Below are 20,028 nucleotides of genomic sequence, written 5' to 3'. Positions count from 1 at the left end.
AGCAAAATTTTTTGCCTGAAACTTCAACAAGCTAGGCTTGCTTTTGTTCATTTTGGAAGAATATTAAATGTCTGAGATTGCTCTGGAACTGGACTCGATCAGTATCGAAGATGAAATGAAACAGTCCTACCTCGATTACGCCATGAGCGTTATCGTAGGACGCGCCTTACCGGATGTCCGGGACGGCCTGAAACCTGTTCATCGCCGCGTTTTATATGCTATGCGTGAATTAGGAAACAACTGGAACAGCCCATACAAAAAATCTGCTCGTATCGTCGGTGACGTTATCGGTAAATATCACCCGCATGGTGATACAGCGGTATATGACACGATGGTACGTATGGCTCAGCCATTCTCGATGCGTTACATGCTGGTTGATGGACAAGGTAACTTTGGTTCAGTCGATGGTGATCCTCCTGCTGCGATGCGTTATACCGAAGTGCGTATGGCGAAAATCGCCCACGAAATGCTCGCCGATTTGGACAAAGAAACGGTCGATTTCACCGCTAACTATGATGAATCCGAGTCAGAACCATCGGTCCTGCCTACGCGATTCCCAGCATTATTAGTGAACGGTTCATCCGGTATTGCCGTTGGTATGGCAACCAATATTCCGCCGCATAATCTGACTGAAATTCTTAATGCCTGTATTGCGATTATCGATGACCCGAGTGTTACCACTCGCGAGTTGATGGAATTTGTTCCAGGCCCTGACTTTCCAACTGCCGGTATCATCAACGGTTCCAACGGTATCGCTGAAGCCTATGAAACCGGTCGTGGCCGTGTTTACATGCGTGCTCGCGCCGAAATTGAAACCAATGAAGCCACCGGTCAGCAAAGCATTATCGTTCACGAACTGCCATATCAGGTAAACAAAGCCCGCTTGCTGGAAAAAATTGCCGAGCTGGTTAAAGAGAAAAAAATCGAAGGTATTTCTGCCCTGCGTGATGAGTCGGATAAAGACGGCATGCGTATGGTGGTGGTCATCAAACGTGGTGATGTGCCAGAAGTTATTTTGAATAATCTGTATCAGCAAACCCAGTTACAAACGGTGTTTGGTATCAATATGGTGGCGATCGTTGATGGTCAGCCACGTACATTGGGTCTGAAACCGATCCTTGAAGCCTTTATCCGTCATCGCCGTGAAGTGGTCACGCGTCGTTCGATTTATGAACTGCGTAAAGCCCGTGAACGTGCTCATATATTGGAAGGTCTGGCGACAGCACTGGCCAATATCGATGAAGTCATTGAGCTGATTAAAGCCTCACCAAGCCCGTCTGAAGCCAGAGAAGCGTTACTTGCTCAAGGCTGGCGCAGTGAAATGATTCTGGAAATGCTCGGCGCCGCAGGTGCACAAGCTTCACGTCCGGAAGATTTGGCTGCTCAGTTTGGTCTGGTTGATGGTCAGTACTACTTATCACCTGTGCAAGCCCAAGCCATTCTGGATATGCGTCTGCATAGATTGACTGGCCTGGAACAAGACAAAATTCTGCAGGAATACCGTGAAGTTCTCGATGCAATCCGCGACTTGCTGGCTATCCTGAGCGACCCTGACAATCTGATGGCCGTTATCCGTGCTGAGTTGGTTGCGATTAATGATGAATACGGTGATAACCGTCGTACTGAAATCCTGGATACGCATCTTGATTTAACCTTAGAAGATCTGATTACCGAAGAAGAAATGGTGGTCACTTTATCGCATGCCGGTTATGCCAAAACACAACAGTTGGATACCTATCAAGCCCAACGCCGTGGTGGTAAGGGCAAAGCAGCCACCTCAATGAAAGATGAAGATTTCATTGAACATCTGTTTATTGCCAATACCCATGACACTTTATTGTGCTTCTCCAGTGCCGGTAAGGTTTACTGGAAGAAAGTCTATGAATTGCCACAAGGTGGTCGTACTGCACGTGGTAAACCGATTGTGAATTTATTGCCGTTGGATGAAGGCGAACGTATTAATGCGGTATTACCTATCCGTGAGTTTGAAGCCGATAAATTCATCTTTATGGCAACAGCCAGCGGTACCGTTAAGAAAACCCCATTAGTTGATTATTCACGTCCACGGGCCAACGGTATTATTGCCGTGGATCTGAAAGACGATGACAAACTGGTTGGTGTGGCATTAACTGACGGTGAGTCTGATGTGATGCTGTTCAGCAGCAATGGTAAAGTGATTCGTTTCCCTGAAACTGATGTGCGTTCAATGGGCCGTGTTTCACGCGGTGTACGTGGTATGCGTCTGGCCGATGGTGAACAGATCATTTCATTGATTATTGCCCAGCAGGAAGGTGCGATTCTGACCGCAACTGAATTCGGTTACGGCAAACGTACTAACCTTGAAGAATACCGTGTACAAGGTCGTGGCGGTCAGGGCATTATCTCTATTCAAACATCTGCACGTAATGGTCAGGTGGTTGGTGCCGTACAAGTCTGTGAAGAAGACCAAATCATGTTGATTACCAATGGCGGTACGCTGGTTCGCACACCGGTGAAACATGTCTCACTGGTCGGACGTAATACCCAAGGTGTACGTCTGATTAATCTGAGTAATGATGAAAAACTGGTTGGTTTGGAACGCGTCATTGAAGACGAAAATGAAGAAGTTGATGTTGACGACTTGCCACACACCGATGATTTAACAGAAGAATAAACATTTGAGAGCCTATAATTTTAGTGCCGGCCCAGCTATGCTGCCGGACGATGTAATGCTGATTGCACAACAGGAAATGTTGGATTGGCGTGGTACCGGCATGTCAGTGATGGAAATGAGTCACCGTGGTCCGGAATACACGTCTATCGCACATCAGGCCGAAGCTGATCTGCGTGAGCTGATGGGAATTTCGGATGATTATGCGGTGCTGTTTTTACAAGGCGGCGCATCCAGTCAGTTTTCGATGATCCCAATGAATTTGCTGCACGGTAAAACGCAGGCTGATTATTTAAATACCGGTGCATGGTCAGAAAAAGCCATTGCTGAAGCCAGTCGTTACACCAAAGTTAATGTGGTTGCTGATGCCAAACCATCGCATTACCGTACGATTCCTGACAAGTCAGAATGGCAGTTATCTGAAAATGCAGCTTATGTGCACTACACACCGAATGAGACTATTCATGGGGTGGAGTTTGCTGAAATCCCGGAAGTAGGGGATACAACCCTTGTTGCGGATATGTCATCAACCATTTTGTCACGGCCCTGTGATGTAAATCGTTTTGGGCTGATTTACGCTGGTGCACAGAAAAATATCGGTCCTGCCGGTTTGTGTATCGTTATCGTACGTAAGGATTTATTGGGCAAAACCTTGCCGGGAACGCCGGTGATGTTTGATTACAAAATCCATGCAGATAACGGTTCAATGTATAACACGCCAGCGACCTATAGCTGGTATCTGGCTGGATTGGTGTTTCAATGGCTGAAAAAACAGGGCGGTTTGCGGGGCATGGCAGAAACCAATCAGCGTAAAGCGGCCAAACTGTATGCTGCAATTGATGGCAGTGATTTTTATGCTAATCCGGTAGATATACGTTACCGTTCATGGATGAATATCCCGTTTACGCTGGCCAACAGCGAACTGGATCAACAGTTTCTGACAGATGCCGCCAAAGAAGGCTTGTTAACGCTTAAAGGACATCGGGATTTGGGTGGCATGCGTGCCAGCATATACAATGCTATGCCGGAAGCCGGTGTTGATAAACTCATCTGGTTTATGTCTGAATTTGAGCGCAGGTTTGGTTAACCATGTCCGAAAAAAAAGCTCTTCAAGCCGTTCGTGAACAGATTGATAAAGTCGATAAGCAGCTACAGGATTTATTAAACGAACGTACGGCTTTAGCGCATCAAGTCGCCGAAATAAAACAAACTTCTGGTGAGCAGACTGATTTTTATCGCCCGGAACGTGAAGCGATGATTTTACGTCAGGTAATGGAACGCAATACCGGACCATTATCCGATAGAGAAATGGCCCGATTATTTCGTGAAATCATGTCGGCCTGTCTGGCCGCAGAAAAACCATTACGTATCGCCTATTTAGGGCCAGAGGGCTCATTTACCCAGGCTGCAGCCTTAAAACATTTTGGCGGTTCAGCCCAGTTACAACCGGTCAGTACCATTGCCAATGTATTTCGCGCTGTTGAAACTGAATATGCCTGTTACGGTGTAGTTCCGGTTGAAAACTCAACTGAGGGCATGGTCAATCATACGCTGGATAGATTTGTCAGCTCGCCATTGAAAATCAATGGTGAAGTAACCTTGCCAATACATCATTATTTGTTGAGCAATGCTTCGCAATTATCTGATATTAAAAAAGTTTATGCACATCCTCAAGCGCTGGCACAATGTCGTCAATGGTTGGGCGATCAGCTTCCTCAAGTGGAATTGATTCCTCTGGACAGTAACTCCGAAGCAGCCAAAAGAGTTGCTGAAATGGGTGATGATAGTGCAGCCATTGCGGCAAGCACCGCTGCCGAGATTTATGGTTTGAAAGTGTTAGCCAGCAATATTGAAGACGAAGCCGGGAACACTACGCGCTTTCTGGTGATTGGTAATCAGAATGTCGGCCCATCAGGTGTTGATAAAACTGCACTTCTGGTTTCAACTAAGAATAAACCTGGTGCTTTACAAAACTTACTCAAACCTTTGGCTGACAAAGGTATCAGTATGAGCCGCATCGAATCCCGACCTTCTCGAAAAGGGATCTGGGAATACGTATTTTTTATCGATATCGACGGCCATTGTCAGGATCCGACGGTAGCCAGTGCCTTACAGGAGCTGGAATCGGAATCGTCGGTTTTTCGTGTATTGGGTTCTTATCCAAAGGCAGTGTTGTAAATGACCAAATTGGTATTAGCCAATCCAAGAGGGTTCTGTGCCGGGGTGGATCGCGCTATTGAGATTGTAGAACGAGCCTTGGAACTATTTGGTGCGCCGATCTATGTTCGTCATGAAGTGGTTCACAATCGTACAGTGGTCGAAGATCTGCGTAATAAAGGCGCGATTTTCATTGAAGAACTGTCGGATGTTCCTGATAACAGCACGTTGATTTTTAGTGCACACGGTGTTTCCAAAGCGGTGCAGGAAGAGGGTAAACAACGTGGTCTGAAAGTGTTTGACGCGACCTGTCCATTGGTAACCAAAGTGCATCTGGAAGTCGCTAAACATGAAAAAGTGGCTCGCGAATGTATTCTTATCGGCCATGCCGGTCATCCGGAAGTAGAAGGCACGATGGGGCAATATACTTCCGACCAGGGTGCAATGTACCTGGTGGAATCGCCGGCAGATGTGGCTAAGTTAACCGTTAATGATCCTGATAATCTGTCGTTTGTTACCCAGACAACCTTATCGGTTGACGATACCAAACTGGTCATTGATGCCTTGCGCGAACGCTTTCCAAATATTATCGGGCCTGGTAAAGATGATATTTGTTATGCCACACAGAATCGTCAGGATGCAGTAAAACGCTTGGCACAGAATTGTGATCTGGTGTTGGTTGTTGGTTCGGTAAACAGCTCTAACTCCAATCGACTCAAAGAGTTAGCGACTAAACTTGGTACAGAAGCTTATCTCATCGATAACGCTGATGAAATAAATGTAGACTGGCTTAAAGACAAACAGCAAATAGGCTTGACTGCCGGAGCTTCAGCACCCGAATCACTGGTGCAGGCGGTGGTTGAAAAACTTAAAATGCTGGGCGTCGAATACGTCACTGAAGACAAAGGTCAGATTGAGAATATTGCTTTCTCATTACCAAAAGCACTTAAAGTGGATATATCCCGCCTCAGAAAATCACCATAAGGACAGCTATGCCCTTTCTGCCGGTATTTTTGTGGACCGACATACTGATTTTTCTTCTGCTCGCTGTTATCACGGCAGGTATATTTTATCTTCGAACTAAACCGCATTTACGCGCTCCATGGATAATGGTGATGCAGCGTAAACGTGGTGTTATTTCGGTTATCATCCTGCTCAGCTACGTCACTATTGGTTTCCTTGATTCGTTACATTTCCGCGCCGCTTTAGCGTCTGGCGACAATAAACAGCAACACTATTCAACTGAAGTGCTGAGTGTGCTTGATTGGCTGGTTACTCCTATCCGTACTCAGGTCGAAAAGACTTATTCAGCCCCCCTTGCAACACGCCTGTTTGTTAAAGAAATGCAAGTCGTAAAGGGCGGTCAGCTGGAATACAGTCATCCACGCCTGGAATATGCCGCTCAGCATTTAACATCGGAAAAAGAAAAATGGGCGGATGTGCGAAATATTGTCGTGAAAAGCACATTTACAGCCATTATTTTTATTGTTCTGTTAATTGCCGCCTACATTGTGTATCGAAAACTGCGTTATCAGTATGCAGCCTCGGCCGAGCTAAAACGGCTAATGCGAGGCCAATCTGATTATCCTGTCCGAACCTTTTATTTGATGATTTTCCTGCTTGCCTGGGTAAGCGTAACGCTGGTTATGCTTAGCCAGTATTACCATGTGTTTGGCACTGATAAAGTCGGGCAAAGTGTACTTTATCAAGCTTTGAAAAGTGTCAGAACAGGACTGGCAATTGGCACCCTGACGACGCTGATAATGTTGCCACTGGCCATTTTTCTGGGTATCAGTGCTGGCTACTTTCGTGGCTGGATTGATGATGTCATTCAGTATGTATACACCACCTTAAATTCTATTCCCGGTGTGTTATTAATTGCTGCCGCAGTGCTGATGCTGCAGGTCTATATGAACACGCATCCTGACCATTTTTCTTCGATTGCCGAACGCGCAGATATGCGCTTGTTATTTTTATGTCTGATCCTCGGCGTCACCAGTTGGACAGGGCTGTGCCGGATATTGCGAGGCGAAACACTCAAATTACGTGAAGCAGAATATGTGCTTGCTGCCCGATCATTAGGTGCAAGTAATTTTAGTATTTTGCACCGGCATATCCTGCCAAATCTGATGCATATCGTTTTAATTACGGTGGTGCTTGATTTCAGTGGTCTGGTGTTGGCTGAAGCCGTGTTGTCTTATGTGGGAGTGGGTGTGGATCCTTCGATGATTAGCTGGGGCAATATGATCAACAGTGCCCGGCTTGAAATGGCGCGTGAGCCGGTTGTCTGGTGGTCTTTAACCGCAGCGTTTATCTCGATGTTTATTCTGGTATTGGCGGCTAATTTATTTGCTGATGTGGTGCGGGATGCGTTTGATCCAAGAATGCAGGGGGCTCGATGAACTCTCCAGCATTACTGGAAGTTAAAGGGCTTAAAACCTGGTTTGCCAGCAAAGAGCAACCTTATCGCGCTGTAGATGGCATTGATTTTTGTATTCAGCAAGGTGAAACCTTTGCATTATTAGGTGAATCCGGCTGTGGCAAATCTATCAGCGCCTTGTCCTTATTAAGGTTGAATCCTTTTCCGGCCAGTAAAATTGTGGCTGGCGAAATCAAACTTAATGGCTTGGATCTGCTTACACTCTCCGAAGCTGAGATGGAAACCGTTCGTGGTCGCCGGGTGGCGATGATTTTTCAGGAGCCGCAAAGCTCGTTGAATCCCGTATTAACCATCGGTCAGCAAATTGGCGAGACACTGCGTTGCCATTTCAAATTATCGAAACAGGAGATACAGCAACGAAGTCTGTCATTGCTTGAATCTGTTGGTATCCCTGACCCCATAAGGCGTTTGAAAGAATATCCGCATCAAATGTCCGGTGGTATGAAGCAGCGGGTAATGATTGCCATGGCATTAGCCGGTGAACCCGAGTTATTGATTGCCGATGAACCGACAACTGCTTTGGATGTGACTATTCAGGCGCAGATCCTGGATTTATTGAAACAGATTCAACGTGATACTGGAATGGCGATTCTGCTTATCACCCATGATTTGGGGGTAGCGGCGCAAATGGCCGATCACATTGCTGTGATGTATGCCGGACAAATTGTTGAACAGGCTGACAGACAAACATTTTTTGCCAATCCTCGACATCCTTACGCACAAAAGTTATTTGAAGCCTTACCCAGCGAGCAAAAACGCGATCAACGTTTAACGGTGATTAAAGGCAATGTCCCGCCATTGAACCAACATTTTATCGGCTGTCGATTTGCTGAGCGTTGTGACCAGGCCTGGGATCATTGTCATCAAAATGAACCTGAGTGGATAGCGACCAATGCCAGTGGTGTACGTTGTCATTTATATGACCCCACAGTGATGGCTGATCAAACTACAGTTGTTAAACCCTTTCATGCTTCACGTCTCTCTGATGTGATTCCATCACAGATCAATGCGCTTGATATCAGAGGCTTAAAAGTTCACTTTCCAATCCGTAAAGGCATTCTTCAGCGAAAAGTGGGTCAGGTAAAAGCGGTAGATGGGGTTAATCTGACACTGCATAACGCTGAAACGCTGGCCTTGGTGGGGGAGTCGGGTTGTGGCAAAACCACTGTCGGTAAAGGTATTTTACAGCTGGTTCCAGTCACTGCCGGTGAGGTGCGTTTTCAAGGGAAAGTGCTGAACCGGCTTTCTCAACGTCAGTTAAAACCTTACCGTGGTCAGCTGCAAATCATTTTTCAGGATCCGTTTTCGTCAATGAATCCTCGGATGACCATTGAACAGATTATTGATGAAGCAATAAGTGTTACAAAGTTTCGCAAAGATCCAACCGCCAAGACGAAATACATTGATTCACTGCTTGAACGAGTCGGTTTACGGGCTGATATTCGACATCGTTATCCACATGAGTTTTCCGGTGGGCAACGACAGCGGATTTGTATTGCCCGAGCCTTGGCCACCGAACCGGAAGTCATTGTTTGTGATGAACCGACCAGTGCTTTGGATGTATCGGTACAGGCGCAGATCCTGAATTTGCTGCGAGATATACAGCATGAATTCGGTCTGTCATTTTTGTTTATCACTCATAACATTGGTGTGGTGGATTATCTGGCGCATCGTGTGGCAGTAATGTATCTGGGTAGAATTGTTGAGCAGGGGACCCGGCAACAGGTTTTGGACTCGCCGAAACATCCTTATACTCAAGCCTTGTTAGCCGCGGTACCGGATTTAAATAAGCAGGAGATGCATGTCGCGGTCAGAGGTGAATTACCATCACCTGCCAACCCGCCGGCTGGTTGTCATTTTCATCAGCGCTGCCAGCATGTTATGCCAATATGCCATGAACATTATCCGCCACTCACCGTGCTGGAAAACGGCCATCAAGTTAATTGTTTTTTATATGAAGAGACTGAACATGGATCAACAAACCCAAACTGAACTGGAAGCTGCAGCGTTTCGTAGATTAATTGCACATCTGCAAGAACGTAAGGATGTACAGAATATCGATTTGATGAACCTGGCAGGATTTTGCCGTAACTGTTTATCAAAATGGTATCTGGCCGCGGCAGAAGATAAAGGTGTAGCAATGGATTACGATGCCGCCCGTGAGCATGTCTATGGCATGTCTTATGACGAATGGAAACAAAAGTATCAGAAATAGGAATTAGCCAGCGTCAGCAGACATTTAGTGTTTGCTGGCGTGTTCTCTAAGCTGTTTCGCCAGATCTTTCATTTTGTCGTCGACAATTACGGAGCGTGTTGCTGACAACTGTTGCAGACTGAGGATGGTGGTTTTTAAATGACGCACATGGTTTCGACAGTTATGGCAAAGAAACAAATGTAACCTGAATGCCATGCGCTGCTGAAATGGCAGATCTTTATCCAGATAATCACTGGCCATTGCTTCGATGTCACGACATTTGAGCATATTAAACACTTTCCTGATATTGATGGATTCGCTGTTGTATCGCCGAGCGTGCCCGATGCAACAGCACTCTGGCATTGGACGCAGAGATATCCAGAATGTTACAAATTTCAGTCATCGATTCGCCTTCCAAATCATATAACGTCAACACTGCTTGTTGTTGGGGTGGCAGTTGCTCAAATGTCTGGCGAATAATCTCGCTCAACTGATGATTCGCCAGGATGGTCTCAGGGGTTTCTAAATCCCATTGCGATATGGGTTCTCGCCAGTGAGCGGTGTGATCAAAACGATCAGCGTTATCGACCTGTTGCCAGTTTTCATCTAGTGAAACCTGACGTTTTTCTCTGCGTAGTCTTGTTTTGGCAGCATTTGCAGTAATTTGCACCAGCCAGGTATACAAACTGCTTCGACCGCCAAAATCTGCTAGTGAGCGGATAGCCGAAATCCATGCATCCTGAGCGATTTCTTCGGCAAAAGCTTCACCAATAATCGCTTTGGCAATCATCACCATTTTGGAATGGTACAACGCTACCGCTATTTCAAAGGCCGTTGAATCACCGACCAGCATGCCTTGAATTAACGCTGCATCATTACCAAAGTCGTTCTGAGCTAACTTGTCTGTCATGGTGTTAAATGCATAAATAAAAGCATACTTAGCTGCTCGTAAAGAATATTTATCTTTTTAATAGATTAACGTTACAAAAGCCATTACTTCAGAAAAATTTCACTTAAGTTTGTAACAAACGTTTTACTCGTCAGTCTATGCTAACAAGCCCGGTTACAGAGACGGGCTGATAATGTGATTTAAAACATAAGGAATTTAAGACATGGCTATGAACAAAAAAACTTCTATCGCATTGGCTGCCAGTGCAGCGATGACTGCAGGGCTGGCTTTTTCTCCATTGGCTGCGGCTGATAGTAACCCATTCCAATCATCTGAATTGAACAGCGGCTACATGCAATTAGCCAAAGATCATGGTGAAGGTAAATGTGGCGAAGCTAAATGCGGTGAAGACAGCAAAAAAGATAAAGAAGGCAAATGTGGCGAAGCCAAGTGCGGTGAAGACAGCAAAAAAGATAAAGAAGGTAAATGCGGTGAAGCTAAATGTGGCGGTAACTGATACACGCAGTCGACATTAACCGTAATAGCAGGGGCGTTAAGCCCCTGTTTTCCTCTGAGAGCATATAAAAATGATTAAATTCATTGCTAGTTTGCAGCAGTTATTGAATAGCACTCGAACTGTAGATTTTCTGGCACCGTTGTTACTGAGAGCTTACCTGATACCGGTTTTCTGGATAGCTGCCAATAACAAATGGAATCCTTTTAATCCTGAGAGCTCTTTACAGAACACCATTGACTGGTTTGCCAATCCGGATTGGGGACTGGGTTTACCTTTTCCTGAGCTGATGGCTTATCTGGCCTGGGGGGCTGAATATTTTGGTGCCATTTTATTGTTACTGGGACTGGCAGTACGCTGGGTCAGTATTCCGTTAATGATAACGATGATGGTTGCTGCTTTCAGTGTGCATTGGAAAAATGGCTGGCAAGCAATTCATGATCCGATGAGTGCCTTTGCTGCTGACAATGCTCCAGCGGCGATCGAACGGTTGGACAGAGCTAAATCCATCCTGCAGGAACATGGAAATTATAGCTGGCTGACGGAACATGGCAGTTTTGTTGTACTCAATAATGGTATTGAGTTTGCCGCAACCTATTTTGTGATGTTGCTGGCATTGTTTTTTATTGGCGCGGGTCGTTACATCAGTGTCGACTTTTGGTTAGCCAAACGTTATATGCCGAATGAGGTGCAGCATGTTGATTCGTAAAAAACGTTCCTGGGATATTGCTGAATCAGAAGTCACCGACTATCAGGTTTATCTGAATCGCCGACAATTTATGAATGGTGCTATCGGTTTGGCTGCCGCAACTGCGATGCCGTTGAGTTTTGCGGCAAAAGCGCCAGATGGTCAGGCCTTTGAAAATCTCGGTGAAAGTAGCTTTTCTACTGACGAAAAACTCACTACCTATGAATCGATAACGACCTATAACAATTTCTATGAGTTTGGTACCGATAAGGAATCGCCCTCAGCTCTGGCGGCAGATTTCCCGGATCGCAGTAAACCATGGATAGTGACGATTGATGGTGAATGCGATAAACCCGGACAATATGACTACAACGAACTGATTAAAACGCAAAATCTGGAAGAACGGATTTACCGGCTGCGCTGTGTTGAAGGATGGTCGATGGTCATTCCCTGGGTTGGTTTTCCATTAGCCGATCTTTTAAAACAGGCCCAGCCTAATTCGAAAGCAAAATATGTTGAATTCACCACCTTGTATGATCCCGAACAAATGCCGGGGCAGCGTCGTCAAGTGCTGAAATGGCCTTATCTTGAAGGTCTGCGGATGGATGAAGCAATGCATCCATTAACCTTGCTTGCCGTCGGTCTGTATGGCCGGGAAATGCCTGGACAAAATGGCGCGCCGATTCGTCTGGTAGTGCCATGGAAATATGGCTTTAAAAGTATTAAATCGATTGTACGGATCCGTTTTGTAGAAGAAATGCCTTTAACAGCCTGGGTACAGGCCAACGCTGGTGAGTATGGTTTTTATTCCAATGTGAATCCGGAAGTTAATCATCCACGCTGGAGCCAAAAGCGTGAAAGACGTATCGGCGAATTCCTCAAACGTGAAACGCTAATGTTTAACGGTTACGAAGAGGAAGTAGCAGAGTTATATAGCGGTATGGATTTGAAACGTTATTTCTGATGGTTAAGCATATCTCCAGACTTAAATGGCTGGTTTTCTGTGTTTCATTATTGCCGCTATTTTGGCTTGTTTATGCCTTGTTGACTGATCAGTTGGGTGCTAATCCAATTGAGGCCATAACTCGCGACACCGGTGTGTGGGCGTTGCGTTTTATTATGCTGACCTTATTGATCTCTCCATTACGCAAACTCTCCGGGCTCAACGAATTTATTCGCTTTCGTCGCATGCTGGGCCTGTTTGCGTTTTTTTATGCCAGTGTGCATATGCTTTTGTATCTCGGCTTGGATCAATTTTTTGATGTTCAGGAGATCTGGCTGGATATTATCAAACGACCATTTATCACCGTCGGATTTATCAGTTTTCTGTTACTGATTCCATTAACAATTACCTCTACCGATAAGATGATCAAAAGGCTGGGGGGACGGCGCTGGAAAAAACTGCATTATTTAATTTATCTGATTGTCGTGCTTTCTTGTTTGCATTTTTATATGCTGGTCAAGCAAGATAAAACCGAGCCGTTAATTTATCTGCTTATTGTTATGCTTTTACTGGGATTCAGAGTGCTTGGCCAGCGTCGGCGTCATCAGGTATCGGGTTCTTGAAGCCAATTTACTTGGCATTTACGGCTTTTAATCCGTAATAATTATTTCCACAAGGTTTTGATTTTCTTGCCAGAATGGCGCTGTAGCGGGCTTTTGTCGTCGTGTCAGAGTGTCAATTAAACAAAAACTGTTACAATGTGCGGCTGTAATTTATCGCGTTGAGATTTAAGAAGGTATATATGACTGATTTTGTCGATCACGATCCACAAGAAACGCAAGAATGGTTGGACGCCCTCGAGTCTGTGCTTGAAGCGGCCGGTGACGAAAAAGCCCATTACATTATTGAAAAGCTCATTGATAAGGCCCGCCGTAGCGGTGTAAACCTGCCTTACAGTGCTAATACTGCATACGTAAATACCATTCCGGTGGATCAACAGGAACGCATTCCTGGTGACCAGGCAATGGAGCATAAGCTCAGATCGTATATCCGTTGGAACGCGATGGCGATGGTGGTCAAAGCCAATATGAAACCCGGCGCAGTCGGTGGACATATTGCAAGCTTCTCATCCGCGGCAACACTTTATGATGTTGGCTTCAATCACTTCTACAGAGGTGATGATCATGAAGAAGGCGCCGATATGGTGTTTGTTCAGGGTCACTCAGCACCGGGTATTTACGCCCGCTCTTTCCTGGAAGGTCGTCTGACCGAAGAACAATTAGATAACTTCCGTTTTGAAGTCGATGGCAAAGGCCTGTCTTCTTATCCGCATCCCTGGTTAATGCCTGATTACTGGCAATTCCCGACAGTATCCATGGGCCTTGGCCCTATTCTGGCTATCTATCAAGCGCGATTCATGAAGTATATGCATCATCGCGAAATCGCCAAAACATCAGGTCGCCATGTATGGGCTTATCTTGGTGATGGTGAGATGGATGAACCGGAATCATTGGGGGCAATTACCCTGGCCGGTCGTGAAAAACTCGACAACCTGATTTTCGTCGTCAACTGTAACCTGCAACGTCTTGACGGTCCGGTACGTGGTAACGGCAAAATTATTCAGGAACTTGAAGCCTTGTTCCGTGGCGCTGGCTGGAATGTATTAAAAGTTATCTGGGGCAGCGGCTGGGATCAATTGCTGGCACGCGATACCGACGGCTGGTTGCTGAAACGCATGGAAGAAGTAGTTGATGGTGAATACCAGAACTACAAAGCTAAAGACGGTGCTTATGTACGTAAGCATTTCTTTGGTAAATATCCGGAATTGCTGGATATGGTTTCAGATATGACCGATGAAGATATCTGGCACTTAAGCCGTGGCGGCCATGATCCACGCAAGATTTATGCAGCTTATAAACAAGCAGTAGATCATGTCGGCCAACCTACTGTAATCCTGGCAAAAACTGTTAAAGGTTATGGTCTGGGGCAGGCGGGCGAAGGTCAGAACACCACGCATCAGCAGAAGAAAATGGAAGTGGAGCATATGAAACGCTTCCGTGACCGTTTCAATATTCCAATTCCAGATGATGAAATCGAAGAAATTCCATACATTAAACTGGATGATGACAGCGCCGAGAAAAAATATCTGCTGGAACGCCGTAAAGAATTAGGCGGATTTATTCCGAAACGCAATAACAGTGCACCGGCATTGGAAATACCACCGATCAGTATTTTTGACGCTGTACTTAAAGACAGTGGTGATCGTGAATTATCCACTACCATGGCCTTTGTCCGTGTGTTGACGGCATTAATTCGTGACAAAAAAATCGGTAAAAATATCGTGCCAATCGTGCCCGACGAAGCACGTACTTTTGGTATGGAAGGCTTATTCCGTTCAATCGGTATCTATTCTTCATCGGGTCAGAAGTATGAACCGGAAGATTCTGGCAAGGTCATGTGGTATCGCGAAGATACTAAGGGTCAGATCCTCGAAGAAGGTATTAATGAAGCTGGTGCGATGTCGGAGTGGATTTCTGCGGCAACGGCTTATTCCAACTACAACGTTAATATGGTGCCGTTCTACATCTATTACTCGATGTTTGGTTTCCAACGTGTAGGTGATTTGTGCTGGTTGGCTGGTGATATTCAGGCTAAAGGCTTCCTGCTCGGTGGTACCGCGGGTCGCACCACTTTAAATGGTGAAGGTCTGCAGCATCAGGATGGACACAGTCTGATCCTGGCCAATACCATTCCAAACTGCCTGAGCTACGATCCGACTTATGCCTATGAAATGGCGGTTATCGTGCATGAAGGTATGCGCCGCATGTACGAGAAGCAGGAAGGCGTGTTCTATTACATTACTGCGATGAATGAAAACTACACGCATCCTGCGATGCCTGAAGGTGTGGAAGAGGGCATTATCAAAGGTCTGTATCAGCTTAAATCGGGTGGCAAACACAAGGTTAAAGCACAACTGATCGGTAGTGGCACCATTCTGCGTGAAATTGAAGCCGCTGCAGAAATGCTGGAAAAAGACTGGAATGTATCGGCCAATGTCTGGAGTGCTACCAGCATAAATGAGCTGGTACGTGAAGGTATGGATGTCGATCGTTATAATCGCTTGCACCCGACTGCTGAGAAAAAACGCAGCTATATTTCACAATGCCTGGATGATCAGGATGGTGTGGTTGTGGCATCAACAGACTATATGCGTCTTTATGCCGAGCAATTACGTCCATGGATCAAACAACGTTATGTTGTTTTAGGTACCGATGGTTTTGGCCGCAGTGATACCCGTGAAAGATTACGCAGCTTCTTTGAAGTGGATCGTTATCACGTAGTGGTTGCCACCCTCAGCGCATTGGCTGATGAAGGTTCTATTAAATACGATGTGGTCGCAAAAGCTATCAAGCAATACAACATTGATGCTGACGCAACAAATCCAGTTAAGGTTTAAAACATGGCAGATTTAATCGAATTAAAAGTCCCGGATATTGGTGATTTTGACAGCGTTGAAATCATTGAAGTATTAGTCGCGGAAGGTGATTCAATCAGTGCTGATCAGGAAGTGATCACCATTGAGTCAGATAAAGCGATGATGGAAATTCCATCATCGTTAGCTGGCACTATCAAAGAAATGAAAGTTAAAGTCGGCGATAAAGTCAGTGAAGGCTCTGTTATTGCGTTGATTGAATCCAGCGATGCAGCTGCAAGCAGCGAAAAAGCAGAAAAGCCAGCCGAAAAACCAGCTGAAAACAAATCGGCAGAGCAAGAAAAACCGGCTGCTGCTGAGAGTAAACCGGCACCCACTCCAACGGTTGCGAATCCAGAACCTGAAAGAACTGAAACCTTGCCTTACGCACCGGATACCGGTTCCGCTAAAAAACCTTCACATGCATCACCTTCAGTACGGCAGTTTGCCCGTGAATTAGGTGTGCCGTTGGCAGCTGTTGTTGGCAGTGGTCAAAAAGGCCGTATTACCAAAGAAGACGTACAGAACTTTGTTAAACAGGTCATGAATGCACCTGCACCAAAAGCAGCTGAAGGCGCGGGTATTCCATCTGTTCCGGTAATTAACTTTGAACAGTTTGGTGAAATCGAAAGCAAAGAACTGTCACGCATCAAGAAAATTTCCGGCAAACATCTGCATGCCTGCTGGTTGAATATTCCGCATGTAACGCAGTTTGATGAAGCCGATATCACCGAACTGGAAGAATTCCGTCAGGAAAACAAAGAAATGGCTGCCAAGAAAGGTGTCGGCCTGACACCATTGGTGTTCATTATGAAAGCCGTTGTTGCCTGTCTGAAACAGTATCCGGAATTTAATGCGTCATTAAGTGAAGACAAACAGAGCCTGATTTATAAAAAGTACTACAACATTGGTGTGGCCGTTGATACACCAAATGGTTTGATGGTGCCGGTTATTCGTGATGTTGATAAAAAAGGCTTTCTGGAATTGGCCGGTGAACTGGGCGAAATCAGTTCTCGGGCACGTGAAGGCACATTAACCGCTAAAGATTTGCAGGGCGGAACCTTCTCAATCTCCAGTCTTGGTGGTATCGGTGGTCAATTCTTTACTCCGATTGTGAATGCTCCTGAAGTCGCAATTCTGGGCGTCAGCAAACACCAGATGAAACCGGTCTGGAATGGTAAAGAATTTGAACCAAGACTGATGTTGCCGCTGTCGATTTCATACGATCATCGGGTGATTGATGGTGCTGCAGGCGCACGCTTTACTGTGATGTTGAATAACATGTTGTCGGATATCAGAAAGGTATTGTTATGAGTTTGATTGAAGTCAAGGTACCGGATATCGGTGATTTTGATGCAGTTGAAATTATTGAAATCCTGGTTGCTGAAGGGGATTCAATCACTGAAAATCAAGACATTATCACGCTGGAATCTGACAAAGCGGCGATGGAGATCCCTAGCTCTGATGCCGGTGTTATCAAGTCATTGAAAGTCAAAGTAGGTGATAAAGTTGCTCAAGGCGATGTGATTCTGACACTGGAAACTGAAGCGGATTCGGCCACAGAAGATAAACCTGAAGAAACCAAAACAGAGTCTGCAAAACCTGCCGAGACAAAAGCAGAAAAAACTACAGATAATGTGAAAGCAGCCCCAGCTGCTAAAGCGGATGTTCCTACTGATGCTGATATGCATGCTGAACTGGTTGTTCTGGGCTCTGGGCCTGGTGGTTATACCGCAGCATTCCGTGCAGCGGATTTAGGTAAACAGGTTATTTTGATTGAGCGCCATAAACGTATTGGCGGTGTTTGCCTCAATGTTGGCTGTATTCCATCAAAAGCGTTATTGCATACGGCGCATGTCATTAACGAAGCTAAACATATCGCTGACAATGGTGTGACCTTTGGCGCTCCAAAAATTGATTTGCCCAAAGTGGCGGAATGGAAAGACAGCATTGTTTCCAAGCTGACTGGTGGTTTATCAGCATTGGCCAAGCAGCGTAAAGTAACTGTGGTATATGGCGAAGCACAATTTGCCGGTGCCAATCTGATGCAAGTTACAACTGAAGAGGGCGCAAAAACCATCAGTTTTAATAACTGCATTATTGCTGCTGGTTCACGTGTCACAAAAATTCCAGTGTTCCCTAATGATGATCCGCGAATGATGGACTCTACCGATGCATTGGAATTGGTAGATATTCCTAAAAAACTGCTGGTTATCGGCGGTGGCATTATCGGTCTGGAAATGGCGACGGTATATAACGCGTTAGGTTCTGAAATCAGTGTGGTGGAATTGCAGGATAGTTTGATCCCAGGTGCTGATAAAGATCTTATCAAACCATTGCATAACCATATTCAGAAGCAATACAAAGCGATTTACCTGAAAACCAAAGTCAGCAAAATCGAAGCATTAAAATCCGGCCTTAAAGTCACCTTTGAAGGTGATAACGCACCGGATCCGCAAACCTATGACAAGATCCTGGTGGCTGTTGGACGTTCACCAAACGGTAAGTTGATTAATGCCGAAGCGGCAGGTGTCAATGTTAATGATTACGGCTTTATTGAAGTCAATCAGCAGATGCAGACTAATGTGCCGCATATTTATGCGATTGGTGACATTGTCGGCCAACCAATGTTGGCACACAAAGCAACACATGAAGGCAAAGTAGCTGCTGAGCATATCGCCGGTAAAAAAGTAGCCTTTGATCCAATGACGATTCCTTCAGTGGCTTATACCGATCCTGAAGTTGCCTGGATGGGACTTAGCGAAGATGAAGCGAAAAAACAGGGTATTGAATACGTTAAAGGTGCTTTCCCCTGGGCTGCCAGTGGTCGCAGCTTAAGTGTTGATCGTGATGAAGGTCTGACCAAAGCACTGTTTGATAAAGAAACCGGTCGTTTACTCGGTGCCGGTATAGTCGGCCCAAATGCCGGTGAGTTAATTGCAGAAGCGGTATTGGCACTGGAAATGGGTGCTGATGCAGAAGATATTGGTTTGACCATACATCCGCATCCAACCCTGTCAGAAACCTTTGCTTTTGCTGCTGAAATGGCTGAAGGAAATATCACGGATTTGATGCCACCACGTAAAACATTACACAGCAAATAAGATAATGCCGGCTGTTCAGAGCAACTTGGTTGTTCTGAACAGCTTTATCCTTAATCAGTGATGAACTGCCTTTCATGTCGCGGATCCAGCCAGTGATAACTCAGCCATGACCAGAGAAAACTCTGTGCTTAAGCCGCCTTTAAAATGGGCTGGGGGCAAGCGCTGGTTAATTCCCAAGTTATTAGAGCTTTGGAAAAAGTTTCCCGAACATCGTCTGGTCGAACCTTTTTGTGGTGGCCTGTCAGTTGCTTTAGGATTAAATCCGCAACAAGCATTATTAAATGATTTAAACCCCGCTTTGATTAATTTTTACCGCCAGCTACAGCAAGGTTTGACCATCAATTTGCCACTGGCAAATGATGAACAGCTTTATTATCAATACCGTAAACAATTCAATGATATCGCTGCCCATAATGAAGTTGAGCGGGCTCAATTATTTTATTATCTGAATCGCACCGGTTATAACGGCTTATGCCGTTTTAATAAAAGTGGTGGCTATAATGTGCCATTCGGGCGTTATAAAACCATCAATTACGTCAGTGACTTTGCGTCGTACCAATCGGTTTTAAGCCAGTGGGAATTCAGTAACACTGACTTTGCTAATCTTACTATTCAGCAGAATGATTTTATTTATGCTGACCCGCCTTATGATGTGCCGTTTCGACAATATTCTCAGCAAGGTTTTGATTGGGATGATCAGGTGAGATTAGCTGAATGGCTAGCAAAACATGATGGTCCTGTTGTGTTGTCTAACCAAGCTACCGATAGAATTAAAACACTTTATCGTAAGCTAGGCTTTAGCTTGAAATACCTTGATGCACCTCGCACCATCAGCTGTAAAGGTGATAAACGCCAGTCAGCAAGAGAAGTGCTTGCTTTACGCGGATTTTGATACAATAACGCACCAATTTTTAATTTCTTCGATACAGGATTTCTTCCCCCATGTCTGACATCAAAAAAGTCGTATTAGCCTATTC

At 45.4% G+C, this 20,028-nt stretch carries 17 protein-coding genes; 15 read left to right on the top strand and 2 right to left on the bottom strand.

The window, feature by feature from the left end; genetic code table 11:
* Positions 1 to 67 precede the first annotated feature (67 nt).
* Genes gyrA through Q7V21_RS12235 form a run of 7 tightly spaced genes read left to right on the top strand, consistent with a single transcriptional unit; the run spans position 68 to position 9,462 of the window.
* Positions 68 to 2,653, top strand: a complete 2,586-nt coding sequence (gene gyrA / locus Q7V21_RS12265; RefSeq protein ID WP_304917578.1) for a DNA gyrase subunit A — start codon at positions 68 to 70, stop codon at positions 2,651 to 2,653.
* Positions 2,654 to 2,657: 4 nt separating this feature from the next.
* The gene (serC, locus tag Q7V21_RS12260; protein ID WP_304917577.1) at positions 2,658 to 3,737 is read left to right on the top strand and encodes a 3-phosphoserine/phosphohydroxythreonine transaminase; all 1,080 of its coding nucleotides are present in this window, start codon (positions 2,658 to 2,660) and stop codon (positions 3,735 to 3,737) included.
* A gap of 2 nt (positions 3,738 to 3,739) precedes the next feature.
* Positions 3,740 to 4,828 carry a prephenate dehydratase gene (pheA, locus tag Q7V21_RS12255; protein ID WP_304917576.1) on the top strand — a complete coding sequence of 363 codons (1,089 nt, stop codon included), beginning with the start codon at positions 3,740 to 3,742 and terminating at the stop codon, positions 4,826 to 4,828.
* Positions 4,829 to 5,791 carry a 4-hydroxy-3-methylbut-2-enyl diphosphate reductase gene (gene ispH, locus Q7V21_RS12250; protein WP_304917575.1) on the top strand — a complete coding sequence of 321 codons (963 nt, stop codon included), beginning with the start codon at positions 4,829 to 4,831 and terminating at the stop codon, positions 5,789 to 5,791.
* Between the two features lie 8 nt (positions 5,792 to 5,799).
* Positions 5,800 to 7,209, top strand: a complete 1,410-nt coding sequence (locus Q7V21_RS12245) for an ABC transporter permease (RefSeq protein WP_304917574.1) — start codon at positions 5,800 to 5,802, stop codon at positions 7,207 to 7,209.
* Positions 7,206 to 9,239: an ABC transporter ATP-binding protein gene (locus Q7V21_RS12240; protein ID WP_304917573.1), complete on the top strand. Its 2,034-nt coding sequence runs from the start codon at positions 7,206 to 7,208 to the stop codon at positions 9,237 to 9,239. Before Q7V21_RS12245 ends, Q7V21_RS12240 begins: the two co-directional genes overlap by 4 nt.
* On the top strand, positions 9,217 to 9,462 hold the full coding sequence (locus tag Q7V21_RS12235; RefSeq protein WP_304917572.1) for a DUF1244 domain-containing protein: 246 nt from the start codon (positions 9,217 to 9,219) through the stop codon (positions 9,460 to 9,462). Before Q7V21_RS12240 ends, Q7V21_RS12235 begins: the two co-directional genes overlap by 23 nt.
* Before the next feature lie 24 nt (positions 9,463 to 9,486).
* Here the strand turns inward: Q7V21_RS12235 and Q7V21_RS12230 are convergent, their stop codons facing one another.
* Both Q7V21_RS12230 and Q7V21_RS12225 read right to left on the bottom strand, forming a co-directional pair.
* Positions 9,487 to 9,729: a zf-HC2 domain-containing protein gene (locus Q7V21_RS12230; RefSeq protein ID WP_304917571.1), complete on the bottom strand. Its 243-nt coding sequence runs from the start codon at positions 9,727 to 9,729 to the stop codon at positions 9,487 to 9,489.
* Position 9,730: 1 nt separating this feature from the next.
* Entirely contained in the window at positions 9,731 to 10,351 is a 621-nt protein-coding gene (locus Q7V21_RS12225; protein WP_304917570.1) for an RNA polymerase sigma factor, read from the bottom strand.
* 202 nt (positions 10,352 to 10,553) lie between these two features.
* Between Q7V21_RS12225 and Q7V21_RS12220 the strand changes: the two genes are divergently transcribed.
* From Q7V21_RS12220 to Q7V21_RS12185, 8 genes are all read left to right on the top strand, one after another.
* A complete protein-coding gene (locus tag Q7V21_RS12220; RefSeq protein WP_304917569.1) occupies positions 10,554 to 10,847 on the top strand; it encodes a low-complexity protein in 294 nt (97 codons plus the stop codon).
* Between the two features lie 70 nt (positions 10,848 to 10,917).
* Positions 10,918 to 11,553 carry a DoxX family protein gene (locus Q7V21_RS12215; protein WP_304917568.1) on the top strand — a complete coding sequence of 212 codons (636 nt, stop codon included), beginning with the start codon at positions 10,918 to 10,920 and terminating at the stop codon, positions 11,551 to 11,553.
* Complete coding sequence (gene msrP / locus Q7V21_RS12210) at positions 11,540 to 12,496, top strand: protein-methionine-sulfoxide reductase catalytic subunit MsrP (RefSeq protein WP_304917567.1); 957 nt, start codon at positions 11,540 to 11,542, stop codon at positions 12,494 to 12,496. Before Q7V21_RS12215 ends, msrP begins: the two co-directional genes overlap by 14 nt.
* A complete protein-coding gene (locus tag Q7V21_RS12205; RefSeq protein WP_304917566.1) occupies positions 12,496 to 13,098 on the top strand; it encodes a sulfite oxidase heme-binding subunit YedZ in 603 nt (200 codons plus the stop codon). The genes msrP and Q7V21_RS12205 overlap by 1 nt, the downstream gene beginning before the upstream one ends.
* Before the next feature lie 179 nt (positions 13,099 to 13,277).
* Entirely contained in the window at positions 13,278 to 15,932 is a 2,655-nt protein-coding gene (gene aceE / locus Q7V21_RS12200; protein WP_304917565.1) for a pyruvate dehydrogenase (acetyl-transferring), homodimeric type, read from the top strand.
* Between the two features lie 3 nt (positions 15,933 to 15,935).
* Positions 15,936 to 17,261: a dihydrolipoyllysine-residue acetyltransferase gene (gene aceF / locus Q7V21_RS12195; RefSeq protein ID WP_304917564.1), complete on the top strand. Its 1,326-nt coding sequence runs from the start codon at positions 15,936 to 15,938 to the stop codon at positions 17,259 to 17,261.
* Positions 17,258 to 19,051: a dihydrolipoyl dehydrogenase gene (gene lpdA / locus Q7V21_RS12190; protein WP_304917563.1), complete on the top strand. Its 1,794-nt coding sequence runs from the start codon at positions 17,258 to 17,260 to the stop codon at positions 19,049 to 19,051. The genes aceF and lpdA overlap by 4 nt, the downstream gene beginning before the upstream one ends.
* Before the next feature lie 106 nt (positions 19,052 to 19,157).
* Positions 19,158 to 19,943 carry a Dam family site-specific DNA-(adenine-N6)-methyltransferase gene (locus Q7V21_RS12185; protein WP_304917562.1) on the top strand — a complete coding sequence of 262 codons (786 nt, stop codon included), beginning with the start codon at positions 19,158 to 19,160 and terminating at the stop codon, positions 19,941 to 19,943.
* The last annotated feature ends 85 nt before the right edge of the window (positions 19,944 to 20,028 follow it).

The organism is Methylophaga sp. (assembly GCF_030651745.1).
Note: the sequence above shows the minus strand (reverse complement) of the source record. Positions and strands in the feature narration are given on the sequence as shown.